The 24,956-nt window shown below is 49.8% G+C and carries 32 protein-coding genes and 1 tRNA gene; all 33 read right to left on the reverse strand.

Annotation, left to right across the window (positions count from 1 at the left end; translation table 11 throughout):
- Positions 1-241: 241 nt before the first annotated feature.
- A complete protein-coding gene (locus tag ACZ483_RS00320) occupies positions 242-493 on the reverse strand; it encodes a hypothetical protein (protein ID WP_464324184.1) in 252 nt (83 codons plus the stop codon).
- A gap of 2 nt (positions 494-495) precedes the next feature.
- Entirely contained in the window at positions 496-696 is a 201-nt protein-coding gene (locus ACZ483_RS00325; protein ID WP_464324185.1) for a hypothetical protein, read from the reverse strand.
- Between the two features lie 2 nt (positions 697-698).
- Positions 699-1,292, reverse strand: coding sequence for a glycoside hydrolase family 108 protein (locus ACZ483_RS00330; protein ID WP_464324186.1), 594 nt, complete (start codon positions 1,290-1,292; stop codon positions 699-701).
- Positions 1,273-1,497 (reverse strand): hypothetical protein, encoded by a 225-nt coding sequence (locus ACZ483_RS00335; RefSeq protein ID WP_464324187.1) that lies wholly within the window; start codon positions 1,495-1,497, stop codon positions 1,273-1,275. The genes ACZ483_RS00330 and ACZ483_RS00335 overlap by 20 nt, the downstream gene beginning before the upstream one ends.
- A 1-nt stretch (position 1,498) precedes the next feature.
- Positions 1,499-1,864, reverse strand: a complete 366-nt coding sequence (locus ACZ483_RS00340; RefSeq protein WP_464324188.1) for a hypothetical protein — start codon at positions 1,862-1,864, stop codon at positions 1,499-1,501.
- Positions 1,865-1,889: 25 nt separating this feature from the next.
- Positions 1,890-1,958 (reverse strand) — tRNA-Ser (locus ACZ483_RS00345).
- Positions 1,958-2,134 (reverse strand): hypothetical protein, encoded by a 177-nt coding sequence (locus ACZ483_RS00350; RefSeq protein ID WP_464324189.1) that lies wholly within the window; start codon positions 2,132-2,134, stop codon positions 1,958-1,960. The genes ACZ483_RS00345 and ACZ483_RS00350 overlap by 1 nt, the downstream gene beginning before the upstream one ends.
- Positions 2,128-2,364 carry a hypothetical protein gene (locus tag ACZ483_RS00355; protein WP_464324190.1) on the reverse strand — a complete coding sequence of 79 codons (237 nt, stop codon included), beginning with the start codon at positions 2,362-2,364 and terminating at the stop codon, positions 2,128-2,130. Before ACZ483_RS00355 ends, ACZ483_RS00350 begins: the two co-directional genes overlap by 7 nt.
- Positions 2,365-2,374: 10 nt before the next feature.
- Positions 2,375-2,659: a hypothetical protein gene (locus ACZ483_RS00360; RefSeq protein WP_464324191.1), complete on the reverse strand. Its 285-nt coding sequence runs from the start codon at positions 2,657-2,659 to the stop codon at positions 2,375-2,377.
- A gap of 93 nt (positions 2,660-2,752) precedes the next feature.
- A complete protein-coding gene (locus ACZ483_RS00365) occupies positions 2,753-7,252 on the reverse strand; it encodes a DNA adenine methylase (protein WP_464324192.1) in 4,500 nt (1,499 codons plus the stop codon).
- On the reverse strand, positions 7,252-8,424 hold the full coding sequence (locus ACZ483_RS00370) for a hypothetical protein (RefSeq protein ID WP_464324193.1): 1,173 nt from the start codon (positions 8,422-8,424) through the stop codon (positions 7,252-7,254). The genes ACZ483_RS00365 and ACZ483_RS00370 overlap by 1 nt, the downstream gene beginning before the upstream one ends.
- Positions 8,424-8,696 (reverse strand): hypothetical protein, encoded by a 273-nt coding sequence (locus tag ACZ483_RS00375; protein ID WP_464324194.1) that lies wholly within the window; start codon positions 8,694-8,696, stop codon positions 8,424-8,426. The genes ACZ483_RS00370 and ACZ483_RS00375 overlap by 1 nt, the downstream gene beginning before the upstream one ends.
- 10 nt (positions 8,697-8,706) lie before the next feature.
- Positions 8,707-9,174 (reverse strand): hypothetical protein, encoded by a 468-nt coding sequence (locus ACZ483_RS00380; RefSeq protein ID WP_464324195.1) that lies wholly within the window; start codon positions 9,172-9,174, stop codon positions 8,707-8,709.
- Between the two features lie 11 nt (positions 9,175-9,185).
- Positions 9,186-9,827, reverse strand: a complete 642-nt coding sequence (locus ACZ483_RS00385) for a hypothetical protein (RefSeq protein WP_464324196.1) — start codon at positions 9,825-9,827, stop codon at positions 9,186-9,188.
- Positions 9,828-9,838: 11 nt separating this feature from the next.
- Positions 9,839-10,879, reverse strand: coding sequence for a hypothetical protein (locus ACZ483_RS00390; RefSeq protein WP_464324197.1), 1,041 nt, complete (start codon positions 10,877-10,879; stop codon positions 9,839-9,841).
- Between the two features lies 1 nt (position 10,880).
- Positions 10,881-11,171, reverse strand: coding sequence for a hypothetical protein (locus ACZ483_RS00395; protein ID WP_464324198.1), 291 nt, complete (start codon positions 11,169-11,171; stop codon positions 10,881-10,883).
- Between the two features lie 12 nt (positions 11,172-11,183).
- The gene (locus ACZ483_RS00400; protein ID WP_464324199.1) at positions 11,184-12,668 is read right to left on the reverse strand and encodes an IS200/IS605 family accessory protein TnpB-related protein; all 1,485 of its coding nucleotides are present in this window, start codon (positions 12,666-12,668) and stop codon (positions 11,184-11,186) included.
- Positions 12,655-13,245, reverse strand: coding sequence for an IS607 family transposase (locus ACZ483_RS00405; RefSeq protein WP_464324200.1), 591 nt, complete (start codon positions 13,243-13,245; stop codon positions 12,655-12,657). The genes ACZ483_RS00400 and ACZ483_RS00405 overlap by 14 nt, the downstream gene beginning before the upstream one ends.
- A 54-nt stretch (positions 13,246-13,299) precedes the next feature.
- On the reverse strand, positions 13,300-13,791 hold the full coding sequence (locus ACZ483_RS00410) for a hypothetical protein (protein ID WP_464324201.1): 492 nt from the start codon (positions 13,789-13,791) through the stop codon (positions 13,300-13,302).
- Positions 13,784-15,418, reverse strand: a complete 1,635-nt coding sequence (locus ACZ483_RS00415) for a hypothetical protein (protein WP_464324202.1) — start codon at positions 15,416-15,418, stop codon at positions 13,784-13,786. The genes ACZ483_RS00410 and ACZ483_RS00415 overlap by 8 nt, the downstream gene beginning before the upstream one ends.
- 1 nt (position 15,419) lies before the next feature.
- On the reverse strand, positions 15,420-15,959 hold the full coding sequence (locus ACZ483_RS00420) for a phage adaptor protein (RefSeq protein ID WP_464324203.1): 540 nt from the start codon (positions 15,957-15,959) through the stop codon (positions 15,420-15,422).
- Between the two features lies 1 nt (position 15,960).
- Positions 15,961-16,158 carry a hypothetical protein gene (locus tag ACZ483_RS00425; protein WP_464324204.1) on the reverse strand — a complete coding sequence of 66 codons (198 nt, stop codon included), beginning with the start codon at positions 16,156-16,158 and terminating at the stop codon, positions 15,961-15,963.
- A 22-nt stretch (positions 16,159-16,180) separates the two neighbouring features.
- Entirely contained in the window at positions 16,181-17,290 is a 1,110-nt protein-coding gene (locus tag ACZ483_RS00430) for an SU10 major capsid protein (protein WP_464324205.1), read from the reverse strand.
- 31 nt (positions 17,291-17,321) lie between these two features.
- Positions 17,322-18,095: a hypothetical protein gene (locus tag ACZ483_RS00435; protein WP_464324206.1), complete on the reverse strand. Its 774-nt coding sequence runs from the start codon at positions 18,093-18,095 to the stop codon at positions 17,322-17,324.
- A 77-nt stretch (positions 18,096-18,172) separates the two neighbouring features.
- On the reverse strand, positions 18,173-20,104 hold the full coding sequence (locus tag ACZ483_RS00440; protein ID WP_464324207.1) for a portal protein: 1,932 nt from the start codon (positions 20,102-20,104) through the stop codon (positions 18,173-18,175).
- Entirely contained in the window at positions 20,101-21,414 is a 1,314-nt protein-coding gene (locus ACZ483_RS00445) for a terminase large subunit domain-containing protein (RefSeq protein ID WP_464324208.1), read from the reverse strand. The genes ACZ483_RS00440 and ACZ483_RS00445 overlap by 4 nt, the downstream gene beginning before the upstream one ends.
- Positions 21,395-21,805: a hypothetical protein gene (locus tag ACZ483_RS00450; RefSeq protein WP_464324209.1), complete on the reverse strand. Its 411-nt coding sequence runs from the start codon at positions 21,803-21,805 to the stop codon at positions 21,395-21,397. The genes ACZ483_RS00445 and ACZ483_RS00450 overlap by 20 nt, the downstream gene beginning before the upstream one ends.
- Before the next feature lie 160 nt (positions 21,806-21,965).
- The gene (locus ACZ483_RS00455; protein ID WP_464324210.1) at positions 21,966-22,346 is read right to left on the reverse strand and encodes a hypothetical protein; all 381 of its coding nucleotides are present in this window, start codon (positions 22,344-22,346) and stop codon (positions 21,966-21,968) included.
- On the reverse strand, positions 22,346-23,560 hold the full coding sequence (locus tag ACZ483_RS00460; RefSeq protein WP_464324211.1) for a metallophosphoesterase family protein: 1,215 nt from the start codon (positions 23,558-23,560) through the stop codon (positions 22,346-22,348). Before ACZ483_RS00460 ends, ACZ483_RS00455 begins: the two co-directional genes overlap by 1 nt.
- 1 nt (position 23,561) lies before the next feature.
- Complete coding sequence (locus ACZ483_RS00465; RefSeq protein WP_464324212.1) at positions 23,562-23,804, reverse strand: hypothetical protein; 243 nt, start codon at positions 23,802-23,804, stop codon at positions 23,562-23,564.
- Positions 23,805-23,814: 10 nt separating this feature from the next.
- On the reverse strand, positions 23,815-23,976 hold the full coding sequence (locus tag ACZ483_RS00470; protein WP_464324213.1) for a hypothetical protein: 162 nt from the start codon (positions 23,974-23,976) through the stop codon (positions 23,815-23,817).
- A gap of 305 nt (positions 23,977-24,281) precedes the next feature.
- Entirely contained in the window at positions 24,282-24,608 is a 327-nt protein-coding gene (locus tag ACZ483_RS00475) for a hypothetical protein (RefSeq protein WP_464324214.1), read from the reverse strand.
- Positions 24,592-24,867: a hypothetical protein gene (locus ACZ483_RS00480; RefSeq protein ID WP_464324215.1), complete on the reverse strand. Its 276-nt coding sequence runs from the start codon at positions 24,865-24,867 to the stop codon at positions 24,592-24,594. Before ACZ483_RS00480 ends, ACZ483_RS00475 begins: the two co-directional genes overlap by 17 nt.
- Between the last annotated feature and the right edge of the window lie 89 nt (positions 24,868-24,956).

Here is a 24,956-nt window from a genome sequence, read left to right on the forward strand (position 1 = left end):
TTGGGGACGTTATACGACCTTGCTGCGAACATCCTTAAGGTCAGGACGGCCGTCTAACTCTTCACAAGCTCCCGCAGTTTTAAACCTTTTTTGTTAAGTTCTATCCACAAAAAGTTTACATCAGTTAACTGAACCATGATAACAAGGCGACCCTCAGCTTTGTTTATAACTTTGTATGTCCAGCTTTCGCCGTGCCTGAACACAAAGAAGATCACAAGCAGAGGCAGGACCCACTTCATAACTAATTGCCCGCTTTTTTGAAGAGCAGAGTAACAACTCCGGAGACAATCCCGGATACAATCGTGGTAACGAGCACCGCTATTCCTGTTATTTTCCCTTTCAGGGAAGCTATGCGTTCAAGGTGTTGGTCAAGCTTTTCCTCAATTCGTTGGTTCTGAGCTTTTATCTCTTCCACCGACCGCTGGAGCGAATCTAAGTTAGCCTCCACCTTAGCGAGCCTTTCACTGTGCTCAAGAAGCTTCTCGCCGTTCATGGTTACTTCCTCTTCTTAGCCATCTTTCTTAGAGTTTTTGCAAGTCTCGCCCTTGCTCTGGTCTTAGGATTCTTGGACTTCATAGCTTCCCTAATACACTCTTCCGTAACTCCCTTATGTCCCTTCCTCTTACAGTACGCGGTGAAGCTCCCCGGTTTCTTGATGGCTCCTTGAATCCACCTCTCCTTAGTTTTCTTAGCCATCCCTACTCCTCCATCAAACTATTCGCATAGTCCTGAAGATCTGACGTCCTCAAGAACCAACCCCTCAAGAACTTCTTAGTCCTCGGATTGTTCAAAACTATCTCCGTGTATCTGATGTCCCTGTTGACACAGTAAAGTCTTATAAAGAGCCTCTTTGTCTCTAAAAAAGTTCTGAATCTCAGATCTCTCACCGCTGAGAGCGTCTTTTCTCCTATGATCCCGTCCTCTTTGAGCTTGAAGTAGGGAGCTCTCCTGTCGTGAAGATACAGGTCATTCAGAGCCCCCTGCAAGTGCACACCAGCCCAGTAAAGTCCTTGGTTGACCCCCGTATCAAAAACGAGGGTCGCTACCCACAGAGGCATATCGTCGCACCTGAGAGGTTCCCAGAAGAGACGCCTGTATATTACCTCGGCGTCCTCCCTGTCTATCTCCCTAACGCTATCTTTAAACACTATCCCCCTTCTCTTCGCATACTCAAAGGTGCTTTCGGTTATCCCGTATTTAGTTCTCCCTCCCGGATCGTCGGGATCGTCCGTGTATCCCCCTTCCCACTTTAGCGTAAACACGAGAGCATAATCAAAAGCCGTCGTCTTCATCGTCAAGCTCCCATTCCATACCTTCTAAGCGGGAGAGAAAAGACTGAACAGGAACAACACAATCGGGGCAAAGGATAGGATCGTCTCCTTTTACTTGTCCCCTGTGTGTTTCGTCTCCGATTTTCCTCGTTAACGAAACAATAAAGTAGTGGTGTGTGCAATCTCTACCGCAAGCGTCGCAGATGTAGCTTATCTCCCTTCCCATACTAAAATCCCCAGCCGAAGCCTACGCCGAGCGACCTGTTACGAAACACCGTGTAAACCTCTACGGCAGAAGTGATGCCTATGTACGCCCTCCAGAGGTTTCTGTTTGTTCTGTAAAGCACATAACCCAATCCCCAGTGCAGCACAAGAGTTGAGGCGAAATAGGCATTGACCTTACTTGCCGAGGGATGACGACCCAAGATGGGGTTCTTCTCGGTATGTTTCGGATAGGATTTCGAGATGTAGTGGCTTTGAGACCAATCCAGAACGTGCCAGAACGTGTAAAACCCTTGCCCTATCAGATACTCCTTCGGCAGAGCAAAGCAAAAGGACAGACTACACCACAGAAGTAGAACGAGGGATCTCATACCCCTCCCTCCCCAGTGTTTGTGATGGAGGCGGAGAGGAGTCGAACCTCTCGTCAGGCGGTCACGCAAACCGCCCCGATACCACTACGCCCCCTAAAAACGAAAGACAAGCCTCACACCAAAAAGCCTGAAAGATTTACCCCTCTTCCTCTCCTCTAACTTCCAGCTCGGCCTGCTTAACTCCTCTTCTATTCCCGTTTCAGATCCGAGCTCTATCCTGACCTTAGACTCCCTGTATTTACGGAGGATCTCCTTAATCCTCTCTACCATCTGACCGGCTCTTTAGTTACAAGCCTGAGGACTATGTTGATCACGGCAAGGATGGCGAGCTGATCTTCTTGGGAGAGGGGTATTCCGAGTTTTTCGTTCATGAAGAGTGCTAAGAGGGCTACGGCGTTCACCCAGAGGGTCTTTGATCTGTACCACTTCTTGCCGTACCTTTCCTCTGCGGATCTGTAGGCTGAGGCGAGGCTGAGGAGTCTTCTGAGCCACCTGAGCATATTGGTCACCTCACTTGATCAGTCCCTTTCTTTTGGCGTAGGCTACCGCAAGTTCTCTGATCAGGTTGATGACGAAGTCGGACACGTTTGAGAGGATTTCTCTGAGTTTTTCATCTACGTACTTCGCCTTCTCCGCTCCCGGCTTACCGCCGAGCTTCTCTTCAGCTTCAAGGACAAGCTCGACCGCCTTAGGAACTATCCTGTCCACAAAGTCCTTAGAGAGGTCTGTCAGCTGTGCAATCAGCCAGGGGATGACCTTCTCCCAGGGGATAAAGGCTAAGATAACCTGCACCATGGCTATACACCTCCTTAAAGATTTGTCAACCGCAAAATTAGCGAGCTCTATGCGTTCTCTCTCAAGGATTAGAAAGGCATACTTGCAGAAGCGTTAATTGGTAAGCATTAGCTTCTTCTTATCTGTGCTGAAGGGAATGAGCCTGCTCTTGATTCTTCTCTTAATGGCGGAAGGTTCCAGAGCACCCATGAGCTTGAGGTAGAGGTAAAGATAAGCCTTCTGCCTCCCTCCCGAAGTGCTCCTTATCTTCTCGCTCAGTGTCAGGAGTTCGTCCCTTATCTTCTCGGCACTCTCCGACACCTTCTCTTTATCACCACTTATAAGTGCATCCACAAACTCGTTTATCAGAGGATCGTATTTGATCTTAGACCTCTTGTCGAGCTTGTAGATGAGCTCCTTCTTGTCTATGAAGTCATAGTATTCGGGAGGTCTTATTCCCAGAGCACGGAGAACCGCATCCTTCTTGCCGCCTTCCCCGATGATCCTTCCCTTGCTGTCTTTGATCAGACCGGTCTTGAGTATCTTATACGCATCCATCCAGTCCTTCCAGAACCTCGGTGTCAGCTCCTTCTTGATCTCATCCCATCCCTTAGCCCCTTCCGCTATATCGTAGATGTCCTTTGCGAGCCTTATCGGTCTTCCGTAAAAGCCCTCATCGAAGGGATTGGGAAAATCGAGCTTTACAGCCCCTCTGATGTCCGCTCCCGCCTGTCTCGGCAGTCCTCCCAAGAGAACATCGCCGAGCTTTCCAAGCTTAGCTCTTATGTCCTCCTCAAGGTCTCTGTCTGCCACCTGACTGTAGAGAACATTCAAGACATCCCAAGTGTAAGACAGAGCGGGATTACCATCTTTCCCAGCCAAGAGGATGGGGATCGCAAAGAAGAGGATAGCCTCACGGGGATGGGTCTTAGTCTTTGTGAGCATACGAGCCGAGAAGGTCAGGTGATTTATCAGGAACGTCTTGTAAGGGGCTATGAACTTAGCTATAGATCCGCTCAGGATCTTGGGGCTTGCAAACTTCTCATAACGGAACTGAGTCTTATCCACCACCTCCTTGGCAAACTCTATCGCCTTCTTCTCTAAAGGAGTCTTCGGATCCTCTATCAGCTTCCAGAGGGGATCGTGCTTAGGGACGCCCAGAAGGTCAAGAGTCCTGAGCATTCCCTTAACGCCCTCTTTCAGCCCGTATGTCTTAGCCGCTCCGTAGGTGGCGACTCTGTTCATGAGCTCCACACCGGAGAAGGGAGCCATACCGATATTCCCGACAGTCCTCGGCAGGTCTTTGCCCGCCTCAGGCTTGAACTTCATTCCCTCAAAACCTAACTCCGTCAGTATCCCCGCATCAAAGAGCTCCTGCTTTATCTTCGGATCGTTAGTTACGAGTCCTTTGATATATCTGGTCGCCCCTCTTAAGGCGCTTTGCTTGAATCCTAAGGTCGGGAAAGTGTGAGTTAGTGTCTGTGTAGCGTTCACAAGAGCGGAACTTGCTCTCAGCCCGAGGTCAGGGAAGTAATTAATCCAGAAGCCCGCCGTTCCGAAACCTTTTCTCACGTCGAAGGGCGTTATCTCAGTCCCCAGAGACTTCTGCAGGGTCTTTAAAAACCACCTACCGAGCGACGTCTTGAAGAAGTTGTTTACAACGTCGGCAACGAGCTGTTCTCCCCTTGTGGGATAGCCTAAGACCTGCCCTCTGTACTCATCAAGAAACTGCCTCAGTCTCGGATCGTTTATCTTCTCGTAAGCCCTTTCAAACTCCTTTAAAAACCTGTCCTGATGGATCTTTTTGATGATGTTGAAAGTGTAAAGCCCCAAAGCGGTTTCGGGATCTTTGATGTAGCCTTCAATATCGTATTTACGTTGTAATAAGTTAGAAACGAACCTGTATCTCGGTCTCCTGCCTATCCCTGCCTCCTTAACAAGCCCTTTAATTTCCTCTTCCGTCAGTTCAACTCCGTCCTCTAACTTCCTGACAAGCCTCCAGAACCTCGGATTGGTTATCTTCAGCTCGTAGATATTCGGATCGAGCATAGCCTTTATCTCTACCTTCTTACCTTCCTGCATGCCTTGACGGGCTATCTCTATCGCCTCATCCCAGGTTTTAGCGGATTTAAACTCGTCGCCCACCTGAACTCTAATGTTGCCCTCAAAGACGTGGGGGAAGTAATTTTCACGGTAGTGAATATCTAAGCCTTGTTCCTTTGCGTATTTATAGATCTGATCAAGGTATCTCCTTATAACCTTCGCTATCCTCTTCCCTTCCTCGGATATGTCGGTCGTCTTCCCCTCTATGTAGTCCGCAATCTTGAGCCTTTCCTCTTCGGGGAGTCTCTTTAAAAAGCCCCTGATCTTTTCAAGCCTCCTCCCGATCCACTTGTTGAGGTCTTTCTCAAAACCTTCCGTGTATGCTTTAGCCGCCCTGTAAACTCTTACGGTTCTGGGATCCTTCTTGAGCCACTCATACTGAGGGAGTATCCACCTTTTCCAGTTGCTTGCAGAAGCAAAGCGATGGAGTCTTCCCTGTTCCGCTATCTCAGGGGGCGCACTCTTGAGAGGATCCTCAGGAACTTTAAAGAACTCTTTTATTTGCTGAGTGGAGGGCCCGCCGGAGTAGAGATGTGTAGGAGGCTCTTCTAATCCTCCTCGTCCTCGTCGTCCGCTATCTCGTATTTCATCAGGTAGTCGGGTATCCCCAGCTCCTTCCACCTTTCCTTCGGAAACAGGAGCATCGCCATGAGGACGTATAATCTTTCCACTCCCTTGAAGTCCCTGTCCAGTCTGTCCAAATCCTCGTCCTGCATCTGGTAAATCATGAGAGGGACGAACTTCCTTGCCTCCTCCAGCTCCGACGGTGGTAATTTCTCCAGCTCTGTAATTAACCGCGACAAGTTCATCTTTGACACTTTTAGCCGACCTCCTTTGGACTCTGTAAACTATAAAACCTCTCTCTCGCAGAGCCTTCGCTAAGCCATCGTCCCATGTGTTTGTGATGAGAAATCTAACTCCTTCTCTCGCCTTTGGCAAGACAATCTGATCGAACTTCTTCAGGAAAGAAGAGAGCTCCTTATCCTCGGTCGTAGCACCGTAGCCCGCTACTTTACGCCCACCTTCCCTTATGTAATCGGGGTCAAAGATAACGAAATCTCCCGCCCTTGTCTCTTTAACAAGTTCCCAGGCGTCGCCCTGACGTATCTCATGAGGATACTTCCGTAGGACTTCAGCCGTTTTCCGGAGCCTTTCTTCAACTTTCCCGCTCTTCAGAGCCTGCCAGCCCCTTATCTTGGTTTCACCTTTCCGGATATCAACCGCAACGTCCTTAGGACTATTTATCGGACGAGATGCAGGTGTCAGATGCTGAGCAACTATATAAACCGCAGGGTCTTTCTCTATGCTTTGGACAAGATATGATTCTATCTGCTCCTTTATTTGTTTAGAAGGCTTCCCTTTTGCTAACTGAGAGACATACTCCCTATCTATGAATTCCACATGCTGTCTAACTCTTCTTATGACCTCTTCAGGTCTTTCGTAAAGCTCCTTATAAACTCTATACCTGAACGGATTAAACTCGTTTTTGATGATGGGGACTTTTTTATCCGTGATCCGCTCTATTATGTTAGAGTTCAGTCCCGTTCCCATAAAAGCATCTATGACTCTGTTAGAGCTTTCAACCCCCTCCTTGAAAAGCTCAGCATATCCCTTTTTGCGTAGCAACTGAGCCTTATTCCCCATCATGGGGAAAGGTCTATAAAGTTCCACCTCGCTTTTACGGAGTATTTCTGTGTCATCTAACAACTCGCTTATCTCTTCCCTGAGTGTTTTAACCGCCCCCCTTTGCTCTCCTTCCGGCAGTTTGGTTTCTATTTCCTCAAGGGCTTTTACAGCGGATTCGGGGCTCTGGCCTCTGCTTAGTAATTTCTTGATAGCCTTGCCGACAGCATGTCCCCCAGCTCCAACAAGTGTATCAAGTGCCGCCTGAACCGCTACGTCCTCGCTTTCATAATCACCGCTTAACGCCTGAGTTCCCGAATAGGCAAGACCGCCCCCGACATTCTCGGCTACCGCCTTAGCAAGCCCTTTAGCTCCGAACCTGCCCGCTAAGGCTGAACCTATCTTTGCCCCTTTACCTATAACACCGCCAAACCCTATAAGAGATGGGATCTCTTCGATTATCGAGGAACCCGTAAAATCGTAAGCAGACCTATACTGATCGGGGATCCAGTATCTTTTGGCATTTTCTCCCAACTGTATCAAGGTCTCAGCCAAACCTTTATCCTCGGATTCGGGAATAAACGGGAGCTTCTCTATAAGTTCCCTCCCTGCTTTGAGAGCTGAGCCGAGATCCTCTACAAACTCGCCCGCTCCATAGGCTAAGGCTCTGGCTATTTTCTCAGGTAAGGAAACGTCTGATATATCCCCTAAGATCCTCGCTTTTACTTCCTCCGGAGCTTTAGCATATACGGGATCGACATAACTCAGAACCTTGTCGATCTTCTCAGGATTGCCCCGAAGGTCGTCGATTATCTTCTTTTTTACTTCTTCTGGTGCTTGAGCAAAAACAGGGTCAACATACTCAAGAACTTCCTGAAGTGTAGGCATTAGGGGACGCCTCCGAGATCAGGGTAAAGATCTAAAACGCTTCTTTGTCCAAGTTGCTTGGGGCGAATCTTTACAAGCGGCTCTCCCGTGTTCGGATCTACTTCAGCACCTGTAATGGGATCGTAAGCCTTCTTTGTCTTCGGATCAAAGTATATAACCTTTTCCTTTTTGATAAACCCCATCTGTGCAGCAAGTTGCTTCTCTTTGGGCAATTGCTTTATCTCTTCGGGGGTGTATGGAACCTCGATCGTTTTCCACTGATAGCTTTTTGATCCCCCTCTCCCATGCCCTGCCTTCACTTCCTGCATAGCCTTGAACTTATCCATATCCGTCGGTATTCTGATGGTCCTGACAACACCCCCTGTATTCTTATCTGTGTAAACAATCACCGCATCTCCGGTCTTCGGATTCACGACCCTCTCCGCAGATACATTCCTCTTAAACGTATCCACGAAGTCCTTCAGCTTAACTTCCCCCATCGCCATATTCAGAGCCCAAGCATCGAGCTCATCGGGAGACAGACCGGCGCCGTACTTTTTAGCTACCTTTTTAAGATTGGTACGGTAGTTATTGAACTTAACCTGCAGTTTAGCAAGGCTTTTTCGCTCTTCCTGCAGTCTCTTAGCCTCTTCCTCCCTTGCCTTATACATCTCCGCCTGAGTCTTGGCGAGGGAAGTAATCAAAGGCGAGACGTTCACCCCTTCAGCCACAAGCATCGCCATCTGAGGGAGCGTCTTCTGGAACAATAGCCCCTGATACTCCGTCGGAGACATAAGAGTGCTCACAAACTCAGCTCTATCCGGAAGATCGATAGAAGGCATAGAGTAATCGCCTAAAAGGCCTTCCCCTATCTGTTCCCGAACCGAAGGCACAGGGGAAATATCGAGAGTCGGCTCCGGAAGACTGAAAGAGGGAGAGCCTAAAACGTAGGTGTTTGCAGGAGAAGGCAACCCTTGAACAAGTTGATTCGCCAGTTCCTGTATCCTGTTGAGCCTCTCCTGTTCGAGCTGCTTTTTAAGGTCAAGCTCAAACTGTGCAAGCTCCTTAGCCCTCTGTATAGCAAGCTCGTTCTTACGCTCAATCAGCCGTTCCCTCAGACCCGCCTCTATAAAGGGAGACAAAAGCCCGTATGTCAGCTTTGCGTATTGTCCTACCGGATCGATGTATAGCATTACCACACCCCCAAGTAGGGATCTCTGTAAGCTACCGACCGGCCGAGTATGGAGTCAGGCACAAACGAATTAACCAGCTTCATGAGTGTAAGCATGTTCAGGAGGCCCGCCCTTTCCTGTTCGGGCTGAAGAAGCCCCATGATGAATTTGTAGCTCGCTCTGTCTTCCCACGTGGGCGCTCTCCCGGTCCACAGAGCTCTTTTGAAGTTGTCTTCGAAGTCAAAAAACTGAGAAGAAGGAAACGGATTAAGAGTCGCATCAAAATTAAACATAGCACTCCTCCTACTTAAACAGCCCTAAACCGCTTCCAAGCAATGCTCCTCCTATCCCCATCATTCCACCGCCTAACATTTGACCGACGGACGGGGACGCTATTGTCTCAACATTCAGGGGATACCACGCTTCCCTTCCGAGAGACAGACCACCTTCTATTGCTCTCCTGTATGCATTCAGTAGGCCGAAAGCAGGAAGACGAAGTCCACCGAGGGACACGTAAGGGGGGCTCCTGAAAAAGTTTTGATACGCACGAAGAGCCTCTATGTAAGGCGATCCCCTGAAAACCTTTTTCTTTTCTCCCGTTTCCGGATCCTCGATTACTTCCCAATCCCCCAGAAAGAGCTTCACGAAATCTGTATATTCAGGAGGCTTAGGAATGATGTTGGTGTTGACATTTGGCTCCGAGCCACCGCCCAGAAGCCCGCCCAGTAGCATAGCACCGCCGCCAATTAATGCAGATACTGGATCAAACATCTCCTCCCTCCTTACAGACCTATCAGTCCCATAGCTAAGTTAATTGCCGGGCTCGGATTGTAGCTTGTAGAACTCGAACTCTGAGAAGAACCGCTCTGGCTCTCTCTGAGTATCTGAACAAGGGCGGGGAATATTTGTGCAACCCTCATGGCTTCGAGCGGGTAGAACAATGCCCTTTGTTGGAGCTGAGCTAAATAGTTAGCAAGGATCTGCTGGTAATTCCCCAGTAAACCTCCGAGAGTTCTCGATGCAACGGAGCTGTCAAGAACGCCTCTATCTGCTAAGCTCCCTATAACGCTTCTAATATTCTGCTGAATTGCGGGCCTGAGCTGGGCCTGATAGTTCTTCCAAGCGGTCTTAGTGAGGTTATCCCATATGTTCTGATTTGGTTTTCCCGTCAAAGCGGATTCGAACACGCTCCCTAAAAGCCCGCCACGAGAAAAGAGAGGTGTCAGGAATTGTAAATATTTTTTCTTTACGTCGGCAGGTAATCCGCTTCTGCTCCAAGAACTTCCAGAACTACGGGATTGAGACCAGATAGTGAAGGGCGATCCTACACCAAGAGAAATACCCAGCGTATTACCTCCGCCCGTAGAGCCAAGCCCCGTACTCGGCATTATTTGAGGCATCGGCGCTAAAGTTCCCGGTGTCATTTGATTCCTCCTTACAATTCAAAATGTCCTTTCACAACAGCACCGCTTTGACCGTTCTGGCCCGCCCCTCCTCCATTAGCCCCCGGATTCCCTCCTGTCCCTCCGTTGACAGAAACCGTCGAATCAATAACGGGGGCAAAAACAGACACAATTCCACCGCCTCCGCCACCGCCTCCGCCACCGTAGTTATATCCACTTCCACCGTTTCCTCCGTCAGCAGAAATTGTCAGAGAAGGAGGGAGAGCGGAAGGCGTTATAACACAAACGAAACCCCCTCCGCCTCCTCCGCCACCGCCGGAAGACGGGGCGGTTCCCCCCTTTGTTCCTCCCCCTCCACTATCTGCACCTATTCCTGCTCCCCCTACACCGCCTTCAGAATAATCAGTGGTTGTTGCGTATGATCCACCGCTTCCGCCGTCTCCGCCATGAAAATAGGCGCCTGCAAAATCTTTCAGGAGACTGTAAGCCACAACAGTTACACCGTTATATGTTAATTTGACGTCTCCTGAAAATAGTTGATTTAAAACGAGAAAGGGAAGAATGTTGCGAAATTTTGCTACTTCAGAGGTAACATTCGCAGTATTCGAAGGAGATCCGCCCCATATATACCATTGATAATAATATCCACTTGCTCCACTTACTCCATTTCTATCACTTCCGGGGCTTCCCCCATCACCACCGTTTCCGCCATTTGCCGAGATCCTCCCTCCGCCTGTAATCTTGTTCGCTATCACTATCAGAGCTCCCCCTCCAGCTCCACCGGTTCCATATGCATACGTTGCGTCTGTTGTTCCGTTATCACCGTCTATATTCAGAGAACCGTCCAGCTGTATCTCTTCGGCTATTACAAGATTTACGTTATTTGTGCGGTCAAACTTCACATCAACACCAGCCGGGATAGTAAGCGTCTTAGCTATTACACACATTCCGGTCTCGTTTGTCGAAGCAGAATAAGCCAGATCAGAAGCAAATTTTGTCATATTCAATAAATCTTCTACAATTGACTGAAGAAAAGATCTTCCGCCACCCTTAAACGGAAACTGGGCTATCATCTTACGCCTCCATTCCTGTTATCACTACAGACACAACGCCAGCAACATCACCCACTCCAGCGATTATGTCGTTCTGATCGAGGGCTATCCCCGTCAACTGAACACTTGAATTCGGATTTAGTGGGGCTTTAAAAAACTCGTGATATGTCGCTCCTCCGTCCCCAGAAATCAGAAGCGTAACATTTACCGAATTAGAAGCGTCCGTATTCACAACAAAAATGGACACGGCTTCTTTCTGGTTCGCCGTGTATATATCCGTTTGCGTAGTAGTGAGCTTTGCACCTGCTTTCATGCCTTATCCTGGTTACCCGAACTGTGCAAAACTGACACAGCTCGGTGCCGGGCTATTTATACCCCGCCTATTCAGGGTGCCCATAAACCCGGCAGGCGGCATTTGAGCACCCATAGACCCCGCCCCAGGTAGCGGGATCTCACGCCCATTTCGGGTTCTCCCCACGTCCCCTGAAATCATTAATGGCTTCAAGGGAGAGAGACACCTGGGAGTATTTCGTCTCTCAGGGGAGAGTGCAGTTAGCACCGCTACCCTCAGCACTTGCCAGAGATTATACGGAGACCTCTTGAGGTTCCCCGCAGTAGAGGTGTTCCTTCCGTCGGTTGACACCTCTACCGTCCCTGACTCACGCTGAGGGCTTTCTATCAACTTCAGGTAATTTTTAGGAACTCTCTCAGATAGCCCTATACCTCTCCTCGCTATTACCCACGCAGAAGCTATATCTTTGGTAAGGGAAAGTTGAGGAGCATACTTGAGCATTCCTATAACTGAGGTATAAGCTGGATTTATTTCTTTGACCGCTATACCGTATCTCCTTGCAAGGCTGATAATCCTCTCCTTTAGCTTCTTGTAGCTGAAGTTGTGTCTTATCCTCCTTGACTTCCTCCCTGAATAATCTCCTCTGTGTCCTTTGTTCTTTATCTTGAGGTATTCAAGAACTATCCCCTTCCTCTTCTCTAAAGCTATTCTCACAACCTCATGGGCATACTGCCAAGCCCAGTAATCTCTTTTTTCCTTCTTCCCATCCCAAAGGTGTGGTGTTGGTATCTCTCCATAGCTCTTTAAGTTCCCTTCCCTGTCCACTTCCGACCATGCTATATGAGAGGGGAAAGCGTTAAGGTCTATCCCTATTGCACCGTTTTCAAACCCTATCTCTATCTCCGGCATAGGCTCTTCAAAGGTTATGTAAGCGTAGTATCTTCCGCTTCTCCTTTGAACTCTCACAGAGTAAGGGACTCCCTGAATTAGAAAACTCTCAAAGAGACCCCACTTCTTGTGAGAAGTTATAAGCTCCAAGAGTATCCACTTCCTCGTTCCTGTGTTAATTCTCAGGTAATATTTCTCTCCCCCCTTGACTATTCTTAGGTTCAAGTTTCCGTTCTTTGATTTGTCTCCCCTTGAGTAGAGGTTTCCCTGTCTTCTGTCTTTCCACTCTCTCTTGAGTTCCCTCTTCTCCTTCTCGGACAGGTGGTTTTTGGAGAGCTTTTTAAATAGGTCTCTTCCTCCGAATATGACCTTTTCAGGTTTGAAGCCGAGTTCTTTAGAGAGGTTTATTATGCTCTGGGCTTCCAGGATAGCATCGTCCACATAGCGGGAGTTAAGACCGAAAACAGGTTGAAGTTCTCTCTTTAGTTCTTTCCTTTTCTTCCCTTCAAGGAGTCTCTTGTATGCAAACCTCATACAGGAAGACCAACGTTTCATTAGGTCGTCAAGTATCTTCTTCTCTTCTCCCTTGACCTTAAGCCTTGCCTGAATGGTAGTTTTAGCTGTTTCCATTTTTCCTCTTCCCTCCTCTGCTTCCGTAAACCCTTGCCGCAAAAGAGGTAACTATCGCTATAAGGTCTTCAGCAAGCTCTTTAGTCCTGTCCTCTTCGTTTTCTTCTCCATTAAGGACTATAAGCTCTACTCCAAAGCTCTCAAAAAAGAGCTTCAGATACTCGTATCCGAACCTTGCGAGTCTGTCGGGGTATTCGATAACTACTTTGCTTACCTCTCCTCTCTTTACCATGTTGAGGAGTTTTCTGAGCTGTCTTCTGTTTTCGTTTACTCCGCTCGCTATCTCAGAAATGACTTCGTAGTTCCAGCCCTTGGATTTGGCAAATTCCTCAAGTCTTTTTATCTGGTTCTTGAGATATTCCTCCTGCTTCTTTGTGGATACACGGGCATAGAGGACTACCTTGGGTTTTAGCTCTTCTTCGAACATGCCAAGGAGTTTCTCTATGTCTTCTTTTTTGTATCTTCTTCTCCCTCCCGGAGTTCTGTAGGGCTTGAGGAGCCCTTTCTCTTCCCAGTTAATTAAAGTTCTTCTACTGATACCGTAAAGCTCCTGAACCTTCTTTACACTTAGTAGCATTAGTAATAATTTAATCCAAACTGCATGGAATTGCACACTATTGCTCAATTGTTGTTAACCTCCCAAGAAAAATGAAAAAGCCTTGTTATACGGATGAGCTTGGAAATCGCCATTGTGTGCTTCAATAAGTGGATCATTTATTCCCGTGCTCTTTATCGTCCCGTCATTGTGGTGAGCAACGGAAAGGAAATCCTTAAGGTTGGTGGGCGTCCAATCAGGATCGGTAATAGCAGAGCTCTTTACCGTGCCGTCGGGATTGTGAGAGGCGTTTAAAAGCGTCGAGACATCGTTATTGAGTGTCGGATCATAAACCTTTTGCGTGTTTACCGTCCCGTCCGCATTAAAAACATCAGCGACCGTCGTTGTCCAGGTCGGATCTTTAACTCTTGACGGAACGACATAGAACTGAACACCGTCCCAGTCCATAGGATCCATCGTCTTGTTGAGCCACTCTACAAGCTGATTCAATTCATTATCGACCTCTGTGCTCCTTATAACTTCCCCAGCCTGGAAGTCATAAAGCCGGGAGATGGTCTTCTTAGCCATTCTTCACCTCCGCATCCACATAAAGAGCGAAAAGCTCAAACCTTTTATTGCTCTTGAGGGCAAGCTTCAAGAACCTGTCGTGAATGATCTGTCTTCTCTGCAAAGGCTCCTTGTAGTCTGAGCCAAAAAGCGCACTATCCCAGACTGCAGAATCCCAGAGAGCCGGAGCGGTAAGCGAAAAGGTCGCAACCTGCTTAGTGTCGTGGTAAAGATAAAGATCCCCGTTCTCTATAGCTTTGATGTTCAGGGAGAACCTTTTAGCGAGGACAAAAGCCATAGGAGAGCCGAACCATGGAAAGACCGCATCGTAGAATACAGAACTCTCTCCGTCCTTTCCGATGGGAGAGAACTTATAGACGTTCTCACCGCCCGCAAGATAGATGGTGTCCCCCACAGAAACGCCGCACACTACAGGAAGGGCAAAGCTCAAAAACGTGCAGGCGTTCCTCTGAGGAGTGAAGGCAAAATCCCTTGCGTCCGAGCGGGAGAGGAAGAATATCACGTTCTCCTCAGGGATAGGGAGGGCGAACCTCTCCTGAGAGGTCGTATCGTAAGGGTTGAAGTGGTAGGTAAGAGGTCTCGGCTCAACGTCCCCGTATCCCATCACCTTAGAAAGGGAATAAACGTGCTTGCCCCAGTTAAAGAACAGATCCCCACCGAAGGCAGAAACGGAATACTTGTTGTTCGCCGAGACATACCGGGCGACTCTTGAGACCGTGTAATCGCTTAAAGAAGTCCCCGAAAGCACATATATTGCAGGTGCGGGATAGCCTTTAAAAACCACAAGCTTGTCGTAGAACCTGTGTATGGCGTTTATCTTGGCCCCGTCCTGCCTGTTTATGGAGATGAAGTACCACAGGGAGGGGTCTCTTACTTCAGATATGTATATATCCGTCCCGTAGCTCACGTAGAGCTTTTCATCTTTGAACTCGATATCCTCCGCCCTGACGTTGAGGACGTCGGAGTTCGAATACCTGACTCTTATGTTTGTCCCGTTGTCAGGGGCGGTTGAGAAGGTAATAGAGATGTCTCCGCTCTGGTAGTTGATGGAACCACTCGATATGTAAGCTCCCGATATGTTCCCGTTCCCGTCGTCATGGGAAGTGTAAGAAACGCCCCCGATTGTGTATTCCACAGAGACAGAGTTAGGTGTTACGGGGACTTCCTGAAGAACCGCCGTGAAGGTCGTCGTAGTCCCGTCCCCCGCCCCTATGTTCTGGTATTTGTAGATAAAATCCTCTACAGTCCCGAAGGTCGTCCCGTCGTAGTACTTGAGGATACCTCCGTCCGCTATCCAGAGTTTATCAAAAGCGGAAACGAACACACAGTCGGGAGAGTCCACGGAACCTATGGACGTAAAAGTTCCCGCCGAAGGATCGAATTCGTAAAGCTCCGTCCCGCTCGCAAGATAGAGCTTCCCCGTCTTTGAGAAGTAACCTATAGACCTGAAGTCGGCGGACGCGAGAGTCCCGACAACCTCAAGACCGGGGCGGGCTTTGAGCGATCCCTGTGGTGTAACGTAGAGGTTGGAACAGTTCACGAGCTCGTTCGTGTTCAAAGATGCGGGCTCTCTGGTGTTGACCACGCCCACAAAGTCCTGGAAGGAGATTATTTTGGCTCTCGCCATCTTAGACCACCACGGGAGGAGTTAAGGCGAAGGGCGGATTGCCGTATCTTCCGAGAACAGGGAGAGCGTACTGGATAAATATCTGAGAGAGTTCGCCCTCTACCTTCGAGGACTGCTGGATCCTGTTCTTGGCTAATACCGCCACAAAGTAAAAGAAAGCGTTCTCTAAGAGTTTCGGAACAGGGATGAGATCGTCCGGGGAAGAGACGCTCGGATAAAAGAAGTAGTAATCAAGGACGGCCTCCGAAACATCAGGAGAGACCGCCACCTCGTTCCCGACAACCCTGTAAGGAACCTTAGCCCCAGTTCCGTCCTTCACAGACACATCCCTGAGAAAGTCGGAGGGAACCGGAGCCTTCCCGTCCACAAAGGTGAGAGTTGTCTCCTTCCTGTTGAGGTTCGTGTTGAAGTCCGCAAGCATCTGAGAGAGCACGTCTATGGACTGGTTTATGTAGGTCAGGAGTTCCGTATCGCTGAACTCTACACCTGCGGTGTCGTTGAGGTAAGTCCTGAGCCTCTGGATAAGATCGGAGACGGTCATCTTACCTCACTCCGTAGTGCTTGGCGGCGTGCTTCATGACCTCCTCATCGTCCACCGCAAAGATAAACTTGCCTCCCTGCCTCGAGGCTTCGTAGTACTTGCCCTTGTAGAAGAACCCCCTCACGGAGATCTGTATAGGAGAAAAAGGAGCAGGAGGGGCTTTGTCTCCCCCCTCTGCGATCTTAACACTCTTAGCCATATCCCTGCCTCCCTAAGAGTTTTTAAGGTGCGGCAACGTTGTAGAGCTTCCTCCATGCGGAGGGATAGTCAACTTTGACGGTAAACTCTTCGAGGATGAGATACTCCGTCCCGTCCTTGATTTTGGCGAGCTTCTCGCTCACCTCCGGTCTGAGCACCGCCTTCTTGATAGCCTTGGGGTCTATCAGGAACACATCCCCCACCTTTATGTTCCTGTCGAACTTTATCGGGATCTCTCCGGCGTTGGTGACGAGGTACTTGATGACCCTTCCGACCGCCTGATCCTGTCTCTCTAACATGACCTGAGAAGCCAGCCAGTCGTTCACGACCTTCATGTAGTTGGGATTCATCCATATCTCAACGCTTAGCCCCATGTCGAAGACGCCGTCGTTGTCCATGGCTATGATCTGGTCTATGAGCATGTCGGGAGTGAGGGCGGCGTTGCCTGCGTCCACCTTGTTGCCGATGTAGAAGTCCGCACCTCCCATAGTCCTCTCCGCATCAGAGGCAGAGTCGTACCTTATCCCGTACCAGATGGACTTGGCCTTCAGGGAGTCGAGCCTGTAGATCTTCTGGGCTATCTGTCTTCCCTTCTCGTCCTTGGCCCATTCGGGAGAAACCGCCTCAAGAGTCCCAGTCAGGAAGAGCCTGTCCTGGAAGACCTGAGTAACGTTCGTGTGCTTTATAGGTCTGGATACCCTCGAAGCTCCCGCAAGTTCTCCCTCAGGCGCTACGGAGCTTATAACCTCTATCTTGGAGTTTGCGGGATGGGTCGCTGCGGTAGTCCCCTGAAAGCCCCTCACCACGGTTATGGTGTTGTTGTTGTAGTCAACGCCCGTGACCTTGACCCTTTCGCTCTCTATCTCCGCTATGTCTCCTATCCTGAAAATCTCGGCGGTAGCAACGTTTATGGTTGTGTCCGTTGCGGTTATCTCTCCGTTAGTCCCGCTTCCCGTTCCAGTGGTGTAAAGACCGAGAACCTCGTCCTCGTACCACTCAACGCCCGTCTGGGAGATCTTGGGGGCTGTTCCTATCGCCGAAAGTATGGCGAGCTTCTTGATCCCGAGCGTCTTCCTGATCTTATCCACCGGGAGACGCTGGGCAACGTCGTAAGACTGCTGGATTGCAGGCATTTTACTTACCTCCTATCGGATTTTTGATTGTTTACGAGAAGAAGCTCCAGACCTCCTCCTCAACACTTGGCGGAGAAGGCTCTATGTTTCCCTCCGGAGAGGGAGGCTCCGAATGAGGAACCCTCACATCAGGCTTCCGCTGGGGCTTCTGAGTCTTCCCCAGGGCTTTCACTCTCAGGTCATCGAATATCTTCCGTGCGGTCGCAAAGTCCCCCCTTACCACCGCATCTATGAACTGCTCGTTTATCCTCAGAGCCTGGGCGAAGGGAACGGAAGTCTGGAGATACTCCCTCACTCTCTCCCTGTCTTCGGGAGAATAGCCCGTAATCTGCCAGAAGAGGGCTTCGTTCTGCTGGTATATTGTGGCTCTCAATTGCTGGCTAACCTGCTGTCTGTAGACCTGCGCCCTCTCTTCCACGAGTCTGGAAAAGAGCATCTTCTCCGCAGGGTTCGCCTCAAACTCATCGTAATCTTTGCCGGCTAACTGCTTGAACACCTCCTGAGCTTCCTGAGTCGCTCTGTAGATGATTTCCTTCTCAAGCTCAAGGGGGAAGTTCAAAGGCTGAGGCTCCGGCTGTTGAGCTTCCTGTACCGCCGGCTCACCTGTCGGTTCCGGCATATCCTGATCGGGCTCGCCCTGATCCTGCGGCTCCGGAGTCTGATCCTGAGTCTGATCCTGCGGTTCGGACATAGGCTCGTTCGTCGTTTGATCCTGAAGCTCCGGAGTCAGATCCCCCTCTGCAGAACCTTCAGGTTGATTCTGAAGATCCTGATCCTGCACGGGCGCATTATCCTGCATCATCATCCACCTCCTGCGGTAAAAGTTTGTGAAGGGCTAAATCCTGAGACGCTACACTCTCAAGCTCCGCGATTGCGTCGAGCTTAGCCCTGATCTTCGCCCATTCCTCCGGGGAGGAGTTCTCCCATTCCCTGTAGAGATCCTCCTTGTAGCGCCTGAACAAGTGCTGAAGGTAGTCCCTGCATGCCTCCGCCTTCCTGCCCAAGTCCCTGTCCATTCAAAGCCTCCTCGGGGTTCCTGAGAAAGTCCCCCACGTTTTTAAAACCGAGCTGTTCTATGACCTTCTTATAGGCATTAAAGAGTTCCACAGGCCCGGCTACACCCTGCTGGACCGCCTGCTGGACTATCTGAAGGAGCATCTGGGCAAACTGCATCTCCTGCTCCTTAGTCCCCGCTCCTATGCCCGCGTTCACAACAAAGTCGAACTCTCCCTTGAGATCGTCGGGCTTTATCTCTACCGACTTGTTCGTCAGCCTTATAACCGTCGCCTGATCTATAAACCTCTGATTGAGTTCGACGAGAAACCTGAAAAGGTCTCTCACGCCCGTCTCGGCGAAGATCCGGGCTATGAGCTCAAGCCTCTGATTAGCCGCCTGCATGATCATAGAGATACCCGAGGCAGTCTTGTTCAAGGATCTCGCATCAAGCCCCTGGTTGTATCTCGTTATCCCCGTCCTGTTCTCTATCATCGTCTCTATGTACTCCAGGAGAGGAAGAACCGCCCCCGCTATGCTCTGAACGGGCTCGAACTGGATGACCTGCTGTATATTCCTGTTCTTGAGGTTGAGCGGAATAGCCTGAAGAACCTCGTTGTCCTTCATGGTGTCAGGATCTATTACGGTCGAATCAAAGAAGATCTTCGGATTGCTCACCTTGGTGGCGTTTATCATCAGAAGCTTCAGAAGAGCGGTCTTGAGATCCTGAAGCTGTCCTATCAGGTCGTCAAAGGACTTGCCCAGGATAGTTTCGCTCTCTATGATCGGCGTGAGAGCGAAGAAGGGAGGTCTCCCGTAAATGTTCTCCTCTATCCTGAGTATTTCCCCGTTGACGTACCAGACTATCACGTCCTCAAGGAGTCCGTCCCTGTCTATGTCGTACTTGGTGTAACACTCGTAGAGGTAAACCTCCCTGAGCCCCTCAACGGAAGGGGTCGCCTCAAGCTCGGCGTCCCCGTAAAGCTCCCTTTCAAGCTCTGTCTTTGCTGTCTCCGACAAAGCCCCTTCTAAGGCTTTTCTGACGTTCTTAAAGACCCCCTCCCTCTCCTTTCTGAGGAGGTAGTCAGCCTTGACCTTCTTCCTGTGAGCTACGAAGGAGCACTCATGGAGGTTCCGGGCGTCGGGAGTAAATATGAGCTCGAAGGGAAGGACGTTTTCCACCTTCGGTCTGTTGGAGACCAGTCGCCTGAGCCTGAGCTTGAGCCTGTAGGCGTCTATGTCCTCGTCGTAGGTCGCCTCCTCTATACGAACCTCGAAGACCTTCCTGAGCTTTTCATCCTCTATCTCCTCAAGGAGCCTGTCGCTGTCGTTCAGGATCTCCTCGTAGCGGAGCGGGGAAACAAGAACCTCTACCGTCTCGTCCTCGGTGCTCCTCTCCCATGTAGCCTTCACAACGCCTATCTTGTACTTCAGAGCGTCCTTAAACCACCGGTAAAAGACCATAAAGGCGTTGTTCTGTCTCTGGAGCTGGAAGTTCACCAGGGTCTGAAGGAGCTCCGCCGCCCTGTCGTCCTCTAAGGTTCTTCCCTTGACGGTAATAACTTCGTCAGAGCCGAAGAAGATCCGCATGAGCGACGGCATAGCCCACTCTATCTTGTCCGAGATATCCGAAGAGGTTACCTTCGAGAGCTCTCCCAGTCTCCCGAGCTTCTCCCTGTAAAAGTCCTCGTCCCCTTTATATCTCCTGTAGGCGGTCAGGATCTCGGGCTCTATGTGCTCTCTGTAGTACTCTTCCGCTGTCTTGATCCTCTCCTGAAGGAAGGAGACGAGCTCCTCCTTTCTCTTCTGACTCAGCCTCATAGTATCCCCCTGAACCTCGGAAGGTTGGAAACGGTGAACCTGATATCCCTCTCCTCGTGCACCGGGAGCGGTTCAAAGAAGGTGAGAGCTAAAGCGTCCGCAGTGTCGGGACTCCTTCCGAGCTCGTTCTTGATCTCGCTCTTGTCCGCAACCTTGATCTTCCCCGTTCTTTTGTCCACCTCGTAGGTCAGAACCGAGAGCTCAGAGAAGAGGGAAGCCTCATAGGGAAGCCTGATCCCCCGCCTCTTGACCTCGTCCCTGAGCCTGAAGTAGGCTTCCGCCCTCTTGTTCAGATAAGAGCTCTCTATGCTCTGTTCCGAGAAGTTAGCGTGAACTACAGGCAGACCTCTATCCTGAAGGATATCCGCAACGCCCCAACCTATACCTATGGTGTCCACGAATATCCTGTAAGGCTTTATCTGTGCGCGCCTGTATTCGTTCTCTACCACCTGAGCGACGAGCGTAACCTTCTCAAGGTTGTCAAACTCGAGCACTTCGTAAACCGCCCTCCCTCTCCTTTTCACAAGGACGGTTCTGTCGTGCACGAGCCCCACGTCCACGCCCCAGACCTCTACACCTTCGGGTTCAAAGTCAAGGCGTGAACACCTCTCGAGGTCGTCGTAGTCGAAGAGGTATATCGTTCCCGCCTCTACGAACTCTCCGTATATCTCCTGTTTGATGATCTTCTCGTCCTTGAGCTCCTTTTTCAGGTTCTCTATCTCCTCCCTGTTCAGGAGGGGATTATCGTAAGTGGTCAGCCTCCAAGCCTTCCACCTCTCATCTTCCCCGGACTGAGCGTACTGAAAGAGCTCGTAGAAGAGGTTTTTCCCTTTCGGAACTCCGCCTATGACCGCTCTTGAATAAGGCGTATCAAGGAGCATCGGACGAACCGAGTGCTCCCACAGGTATCTGTTCTTCAGGATAATCCCCGCCTCGTTCAGGATCACGAGGTCGTAGCCGAACCCCTCCCAGTTCTCGGGCTTGTCCGCACTCCTGAAGTCTATGACCGCATCACCGATCGTGAGCTTCTTCTCGGTTTTGTAGTATCTCCACCCGATCGCATTCTGGGGAATCTGCTTAAGATAGGGAAAGAAGTATCTTTCCACGTACCTGACTATGTTCTCGTGAGTGGTGTCCCCCCAGAGAGCCTTAAACTCTTTTCCCTGATTCTCAAGGGCGAGCTCTAACAGGTAGATCGCACAGTGGCGTGTGAAGCCGACCCTTCTGCCTTTCGCTATGACCTTGAACCGGGCGGGATGATTGAATATCTCCTGAAACTTCCTGAAGAACTTATACCGAACTTCCCCCATCTACTATCTCTTTCACTATCCTGACGGTCATATCGCCCTCGAACTTTTGCTTAATCCCCTCTATCCTCTGGTTGACCTTCTCTATGAGTTCGAGGAGTCTGACCTTGATGATCGGCGGAGTGTTCGGATCCTCCGCCTTCTCACAGGCCCATCTCCAGAGCTTTCTTTCCGCCTCTATGCGTTCCGGGACTATGTGTTCTTTCCTGAACTCCTCGTGAGCCCTGGCGAGCTCGGCGTAGAATCTGTCTTTTCCGTACCTTGAAATGTGTATTTTGACCTTGTTGTAGTCGAGCCCCAGCTCATCGCAGACCTGACGGAGGGGCTTGGTGATGTTCTCCGAGAGGGCATAGTAGTCTATGACCTTTTTGATTATCCTTTCTCCTCTTTTCATCGAACGCTCCCAGATCAGGGAAGAGAGAAGAGCGGAAGTGGGCGGGCGGGAAGATGTATCTTGCCCACGATAATAACCTGTGTCAAGGTATATATAGTGTCAAGACGAATTTAAGGTCAAAAGTTTCAAAAAGTTTCATTTTTTGGCACGAAAGTTGCAATCACCAGAGTCCCATCCTCCTCCCCTTCCTGTCTATGTTCTTGAGGAGCCCCTTCTCTTTCCTAATGAAATGATCTCGCCCTTCTACGATGTCCTCAAGAAGCTCTCTCTCGTGCTCTGACAGCTTTTTCTCAAACTCCTCCCATGTCGCCTTTGTAACATGAGCGTCTTCTACGCTGTTTCTGTGTTCCCCGCCCCCTTCTCCGATCTTGATAACCGATTTGCTTCCGTTTAAAACCTCACAGGCTCTCATGTACCGCAGGTGAGCTTTTCTTATCTTCCTCGCAACTCTCCTACACCACAGGAGCTCTTGGTTTGAGAGCTGCCGAAGAGAATACCGCTCTTTCAGCCTATCAAGGAGCTTTCTGGTATCCGGGCGCATTAAAAGACCTCCACATTTCCCCAAACTTGTGGAACACTCACATCCCATCTCGTAGGTCTTTCTCTCTCGTCGAGCCAAAGGGTGTATCTGAACGTCTCGGGATACTCTTTACTGACTCCGAAGAGAGTCTGACTTGCCTGCATGGCGGCACCATACTGGAAGGAGTGCTCATCGGGTCCCTTGAGAGAGCCGTTCACCACTATCGGCCCGTTTATCCTCGCCACGTTTGCCGGCTGGTGGAAGTGTCCCATACAGAGCCCGTCAAGGATCATTCCCTTTTTGTTCAGTAGTTCTCTCATGTTGTTCGCATATCTTGAGATCCCATACCACGGGATACCCGCCCAGCTTCTGATGGAATCTCCATGAGTGAAAAGGAAGAGATGCCCCTCTATCTCTACAAAGGCGTGAGGAGATTTTGAGATGTTCCACTCTATTCGTTTATTGTCTCTAAGAAGGAGCGAAGCTATCTGATAGACGATGTAATCCCAGTTTACGTATTTCTCCTTAGCTTCCTTCTTCTGCTTCAGCCTTCCGTGATTGCCCACGACTGCGACGACTTTGATGTTGAAGTATGCGGATAGCTCATCGAGAAGGTAAGCAAGTAAAAGAGCGGCTACATAGACCTGTTCTGCGGCGTTCAGATCCTGAGTTCTTTCAAGCTCTTCGTGTATCTGCCCTGATACCATGTCTCCGAGTGCTCCGACCACAAGGGTGTCTATCCTTGAGCGTGTGTATCCGGTAATAAGGTCTATGGTCTTCTCCGCTATGAGTTCAACCCTTGCGGTAGCTATCTCGGCATTGAAGCCCCCCAGTCCGAGAGTCTCTTCTTCTGAGACTACCTCGCCTATGTGCCAATCGGACACAAGGAGCACGGCGGTCTCTTTTGTTTTTCGCACGATAGGTCTCGGAGGTTCTATCTTTTCCGGAACGGGAAACTGGGGGATGACGGTTTTAAGAGCCTGTATGATGTTCTCATCTCTGGCAAGGGTCTTTTTGAGCTGGATGTACTTCTGCTCCGCCACCTGTCTTCTGATGCGTTCTCTTTCTATCTGAATCTCATGAGCCGGTTTCTCTTCTGTCTTTCGTAAAGCCTTCTTCAGATCGCTCGCCAGCCTCTTGACGTAGTTGTGGGAAAGCCCCGTCTGCTCGGCTATCTGTCTGTAAGTCAACTCTCCCTGACGAAGGAGCTCCTTAGCCTTCTCAGTTCGGGTCACGCTACAGCCTCCTCTCCAACATCTCTATGTGAGCCATCATCTCCTTATGCGTTCTGTCTATCTTCTCTTTGAGCTTCTTGTACGATTCTGCTCTTCCCTGTCTGACAGCTTCGACGAGTTCTCCCACGGCGTACGTGTACGAACTGAGCAAAGCCTGAGCCCTCTTGTCTAAGAGCTCTATCGGGGGCGCTCCGGTTTCGGCGGACACAATCCAGTTTCTGTTAGTGCCTCCTTTCCCCTTCATGACGTCCTCCTTACTTAAGTCCTCCTCTACGCTCTCTAACTTCCTTCTCAACTTCTTCAGGGCTGAGGAGCTTTTTCCCACTTTTCAAGTACACTTCCCTCAACTTAAGCAAGGCTTTTACGATCGGTGTTTTAGCCTTCTTCCGGTATTCTTTGAGGATAGGGTCTTTCATCCTTTAGCTTCCTCCCTAATGCTTCGCGCTCTTTCCGGGAGAAAAATCCTTGAGGTAGTCTCGTATTATTCCCATCATCCACTCAAAATCGGATTCGGGAAAGGTTTCCCAGTTCACAGATGGGTCATAGTTGCATAACACACGTTTAAGGGTGGCAACAGAGTCTATATCAAGGAGCTCGTTATAAGGGATAATGGGTAAAACTGCAGAAGAGCGATGCCAAATCGCCAACCCTTGTTTACCTGATAGGGTTGCGGCAGGATAGATATACCAATCACTTGATAACCAACTTGAATACGCCATCGTCAATCCCTCCCATACTTCGCTTTCCGCCACATCGCATCTATCAGAAACAAGTAATTCAGCTCATCCCCCATTTTCTCGTCCCACATTTCAGGCGGAACGTCTTTGTCGCTCATGATGATGTCGTAGAGGCTCTCAAAGTGCTTCATCATGTAGAGAAAGGCGACCTGGTAAGGCTTCATGTCTAACATCCTCCCCGCTACGTTGAAGTTCCTCATTTTGTCATCATTCGACGAGTACTCTTGTGCTTTCTTTACGAGGACTTGACGGCACTTTTGGACACGTTCTTCAAAGAATTTTTCAAATTCCTGCTCAGAGATTTTTATCATCGCTTCCCTCCGCCAAAAAGATTTTCACGTCAGCAGTGGCGTGTATAACAATCGCTTTCTCTTCACCAGTGTACTCAAGGTATTCTTGTCGGTTCCCAAGGTGAAACACCCTGCCCTGAAACTTCAACAAACAGGGGTCGATCTGGCATATTTGCTCAACCCGGAGCACCTCGACACCTGCAACGTGATACCCGTCTGCTGTAAGTCTCAAAAGATTACCGATCTTCACATCCTTGGCTTTCATATTTAGCCACCCCATTATCCGCCTCCTTTTAACCCCCGCCCGCCGTGGAAGGGGTGGGACAGGATTTCCCCCACGGCTCGGGTGTCTCCCACCAGAACACCCTT

This window comes from Hydrogenivirga okinawensis (genome assembly GCF_055385515.1).

What these genes read in the sequence shown, in the direction of transcription:
- ACZ483_RS00450 (WP_464324209.1), bottom strand. Translation starts at nt 21,805, where the DNA reads ATGAAAAGAGGAGAAAGGATAATCAAAAAGGTCATAGACTACTATGCC.
- ACZ483_RS00360 (WP_464324191.1), bottom strand. Translation starts at nt 2,659, where the DNA reads ATGGTGCAGGTTATCTTAGCCTTTATCCCCTGGGAGAAGGTCATCCCC.
- ACZ483_RS00375 (WP_464324194.1), bottom strand. Translation starts at nt 8,696, where the DNA reads ATGTTTAATTTTGATGCGACTCTTAATCCGTTTCCTTCTTCTCAGTTT.
- ACZ483_RS00445 (WP_464324208.1), bottom strand. Translation starts at nt 21,414, where the DNA reads ATGGGGGAAGTTCGGTATAAGTTCTTCAGGAAGTTTCAGGAGATATTC.
- ACZ483_RS00330 (WP_464324186.1), bottom strand. Translation starts at nt 1,292, where the DNA reads ATGAAGACGACGGCTTTTGATTATGCTCTCGTGTTTACGCTAAAGTGG.
- ACZ483_RS00385 (WP_464324196.1), bottom strand. Translation starts at nt 9,827, where the DNA reads ATGACACCGGGAACTTTAGCGCCGATGCCTCAAATAATGCCGAGTACG.
- ACZ483_RS00320 (WP_464324184.1), bottom strand. Translation starts at nt 493, where the DNA reads ATGAACGGCGAGAAGCTTCTTGAGCACAGTGAAAGGCTCGCTAAGGTG.
- ACZ483_RS00350 (WP_464324189.1), bottom strand. Translation starts at nt 2,134, where the DNA reads ATGGTAGAGAGGATTAAGGAGATCCTCCGTAAATACAGGGAGTCTAAG.
- ACZ483_RS00420 (WP_464324203.1), bottom strand. Translation starts at nt 15,959, where the DNA reads ATGACCGTCTCCGATCTTATCCAGAGGCTCAGGACTTACCTCAACGAC.
- ACZ483_RS00405 (WP_464324200.1), bottom strand. Translation starts at nt 13,245, where the DNA reads ATGCTACTAAGTGTAAAGAAGGTTCAGGAGCTTTACGGTATCAGTAGA.
- ACZ483_RS00400 (WP_464324199.1), bottom strand. Translation starts at nt 12,668, where the DNA reads ATGGAAACAGCTAAAACTACCATTCAGGCAAGGCTTAAGGTCAAGGGA.
- ACZ483_RS00470 (WP_464324213.1), bottom strand. Translation starts at nt 23,976, where the DNA reads ATGAAAGACCCTATCCTCAAAGAATACCGGAAGAAGGCTAAAACACCG.
- ACZ483_RS00455 (WP_464324210.1), bottom strand. Translation starts at nt 22,346, where the DNA reads ATGCGCCCGGATACCAGAAAGCTCCTTGATAGGCTGAAAGAGCGGTAT.
- ACZ483_RS00325 (WP_464324185.1), bottom strand. Translation starts at nt 696, where the DNA reads ATGGCTAAGAAAACTAAGGAGAGGTGGATTCAAGGAGCCATCAAGAAA.
- ACZ483_RS00395 (WP_464324198.1), bottom strand. Translation starts at nt 11,171, where the DNA reads ATGAAAGCAGGTGCAAAGCTCACTACTACGCAAACGGATATATACACG.
- ACZ483_RS00380 (WP_464324195.1), bottom strand. Translation starts at nt 9,174, where the DNA reads ATGTTTGATCCAGTATCTGCATTAATTGGCGGCGGTGCTATGCTACTG.
- ACZ483_RS00480 (WP_464324215.1), bottom strand. Translation starts at nt 24,867, where the DNA reads ATGGGGTGGCTAAATATGAAAGCCAAGGATGTGAAGATCGGTAATCTT.
- ACZ483_RS00335 (WP_464324187.1), bottom strand. Translation starts at nt 1,497, where the DNA reads ATGGGAAGGGAGATAAGCTACATCTGCGACGCTTGCGGTAGAGATTGC.
- ACZ483_RS00440 (WP_464324207.1), bottom strand. Translation starts at nt 20,104, where the DNA reads ATGAGGCTGAGTCAGAAGAGAAAGGAGGAGCTCGTCTCCTTCCTTCAG.
- ACZ483_RS00415 (WP_464324202.1), bottom strand. Translation starts at nt 15,418, where the DNA reads ATGGCGAGAGCCAAAATAATCTCCTTCCAGGACTTTGTGGGCGTGGTC.
- ACZ483_RS00465 (WP_464324212.1), bottom strand. Translation starts at nt 23,804, where the DNA reads ATGAAGGGGAAAGGAGGCACTAACAGAAACTGGATTGTGTCCGCCGAA.
- ACZ483_RS00355 (WP_464324190.1), bottom strand. Translation starts at nt 2,364, where the DNA reads ATGCTCAGGTGGCTCAGAAGACTCCTCAGCCTCGCCTCAGCCTACAGA.
- ACZ483_RS00475 (WP_464324214.1), bottom strand. Translation starts at nt 24,608, where the DNA reads ATGATAAAAATCTCTGAGCAGGAATTTGAAAAATTCTTTGAAGAACGT.
- ACZ483_RS00340 (WP_464324188.1), bottom strand. Translation starts at nt 1,864, where the DNA reads ATGAGATCCCTCGTTCTACTTCTGTGGTGTAGTCTGTCCTTTTGCTTT.
- ACZ483_RS00435 (WP_464324206.1), bottom strand. Translation starts at nt 18,095, where the DNA reads ATGATGATGCAGGATAATGCGCCCGTGCAGGATCAGGATCTTCAGAAT.
- ACZ483_RS00430 (WP_464324205.1), bottom strand. Translation starts at nt 17,290, where the DNA reads ATGCCTGCAATCCAGCAGTCTTACGACGTTGCCCAGCGTCTCCCGGTG.
- ACZ483_RS00410 (WP_464324201.1), bottom strand. Translation starts at nt 13,791, where the DNA reads ATGGCTAAGAAGACCATCTCCCGGCTTTATGACTTCCAGGCTGGGGAA.
- ACZ483_RS00365 (WP_464324192.1), bottom strand. Translation starts at nt 7,252, where the DNA reads ATGCCTACACTTCAGGAAGTTCTTGAGTATGTTGACCCTGTTTTTGCT.
- ACZ483_RS00425 (WP_464324204.1), bottom strand. Translation starts at nt 16,158, where the DNA reads ATGGCTAAGAGTGTTAAGATCGCAGAGGGGGGAGACAAAGCCCCTCCT.
- ACZ483_RS00390 (WP_464324197.1), bottom strand. Translation starts at nt 10,879, where the DNA reads ATGATAGCCCAGTTTCCGTTTAAGGGTGGCGGAAGATCTTTTCTTCAG.
- ACZ483_RS00370 (WP_464324193.1), bottom strand. Translation starts at nt 8,424, where the DNA reads ATGCTATACATCGATCCGGTAGGACAATACGCAAAGCTGACATACGGG.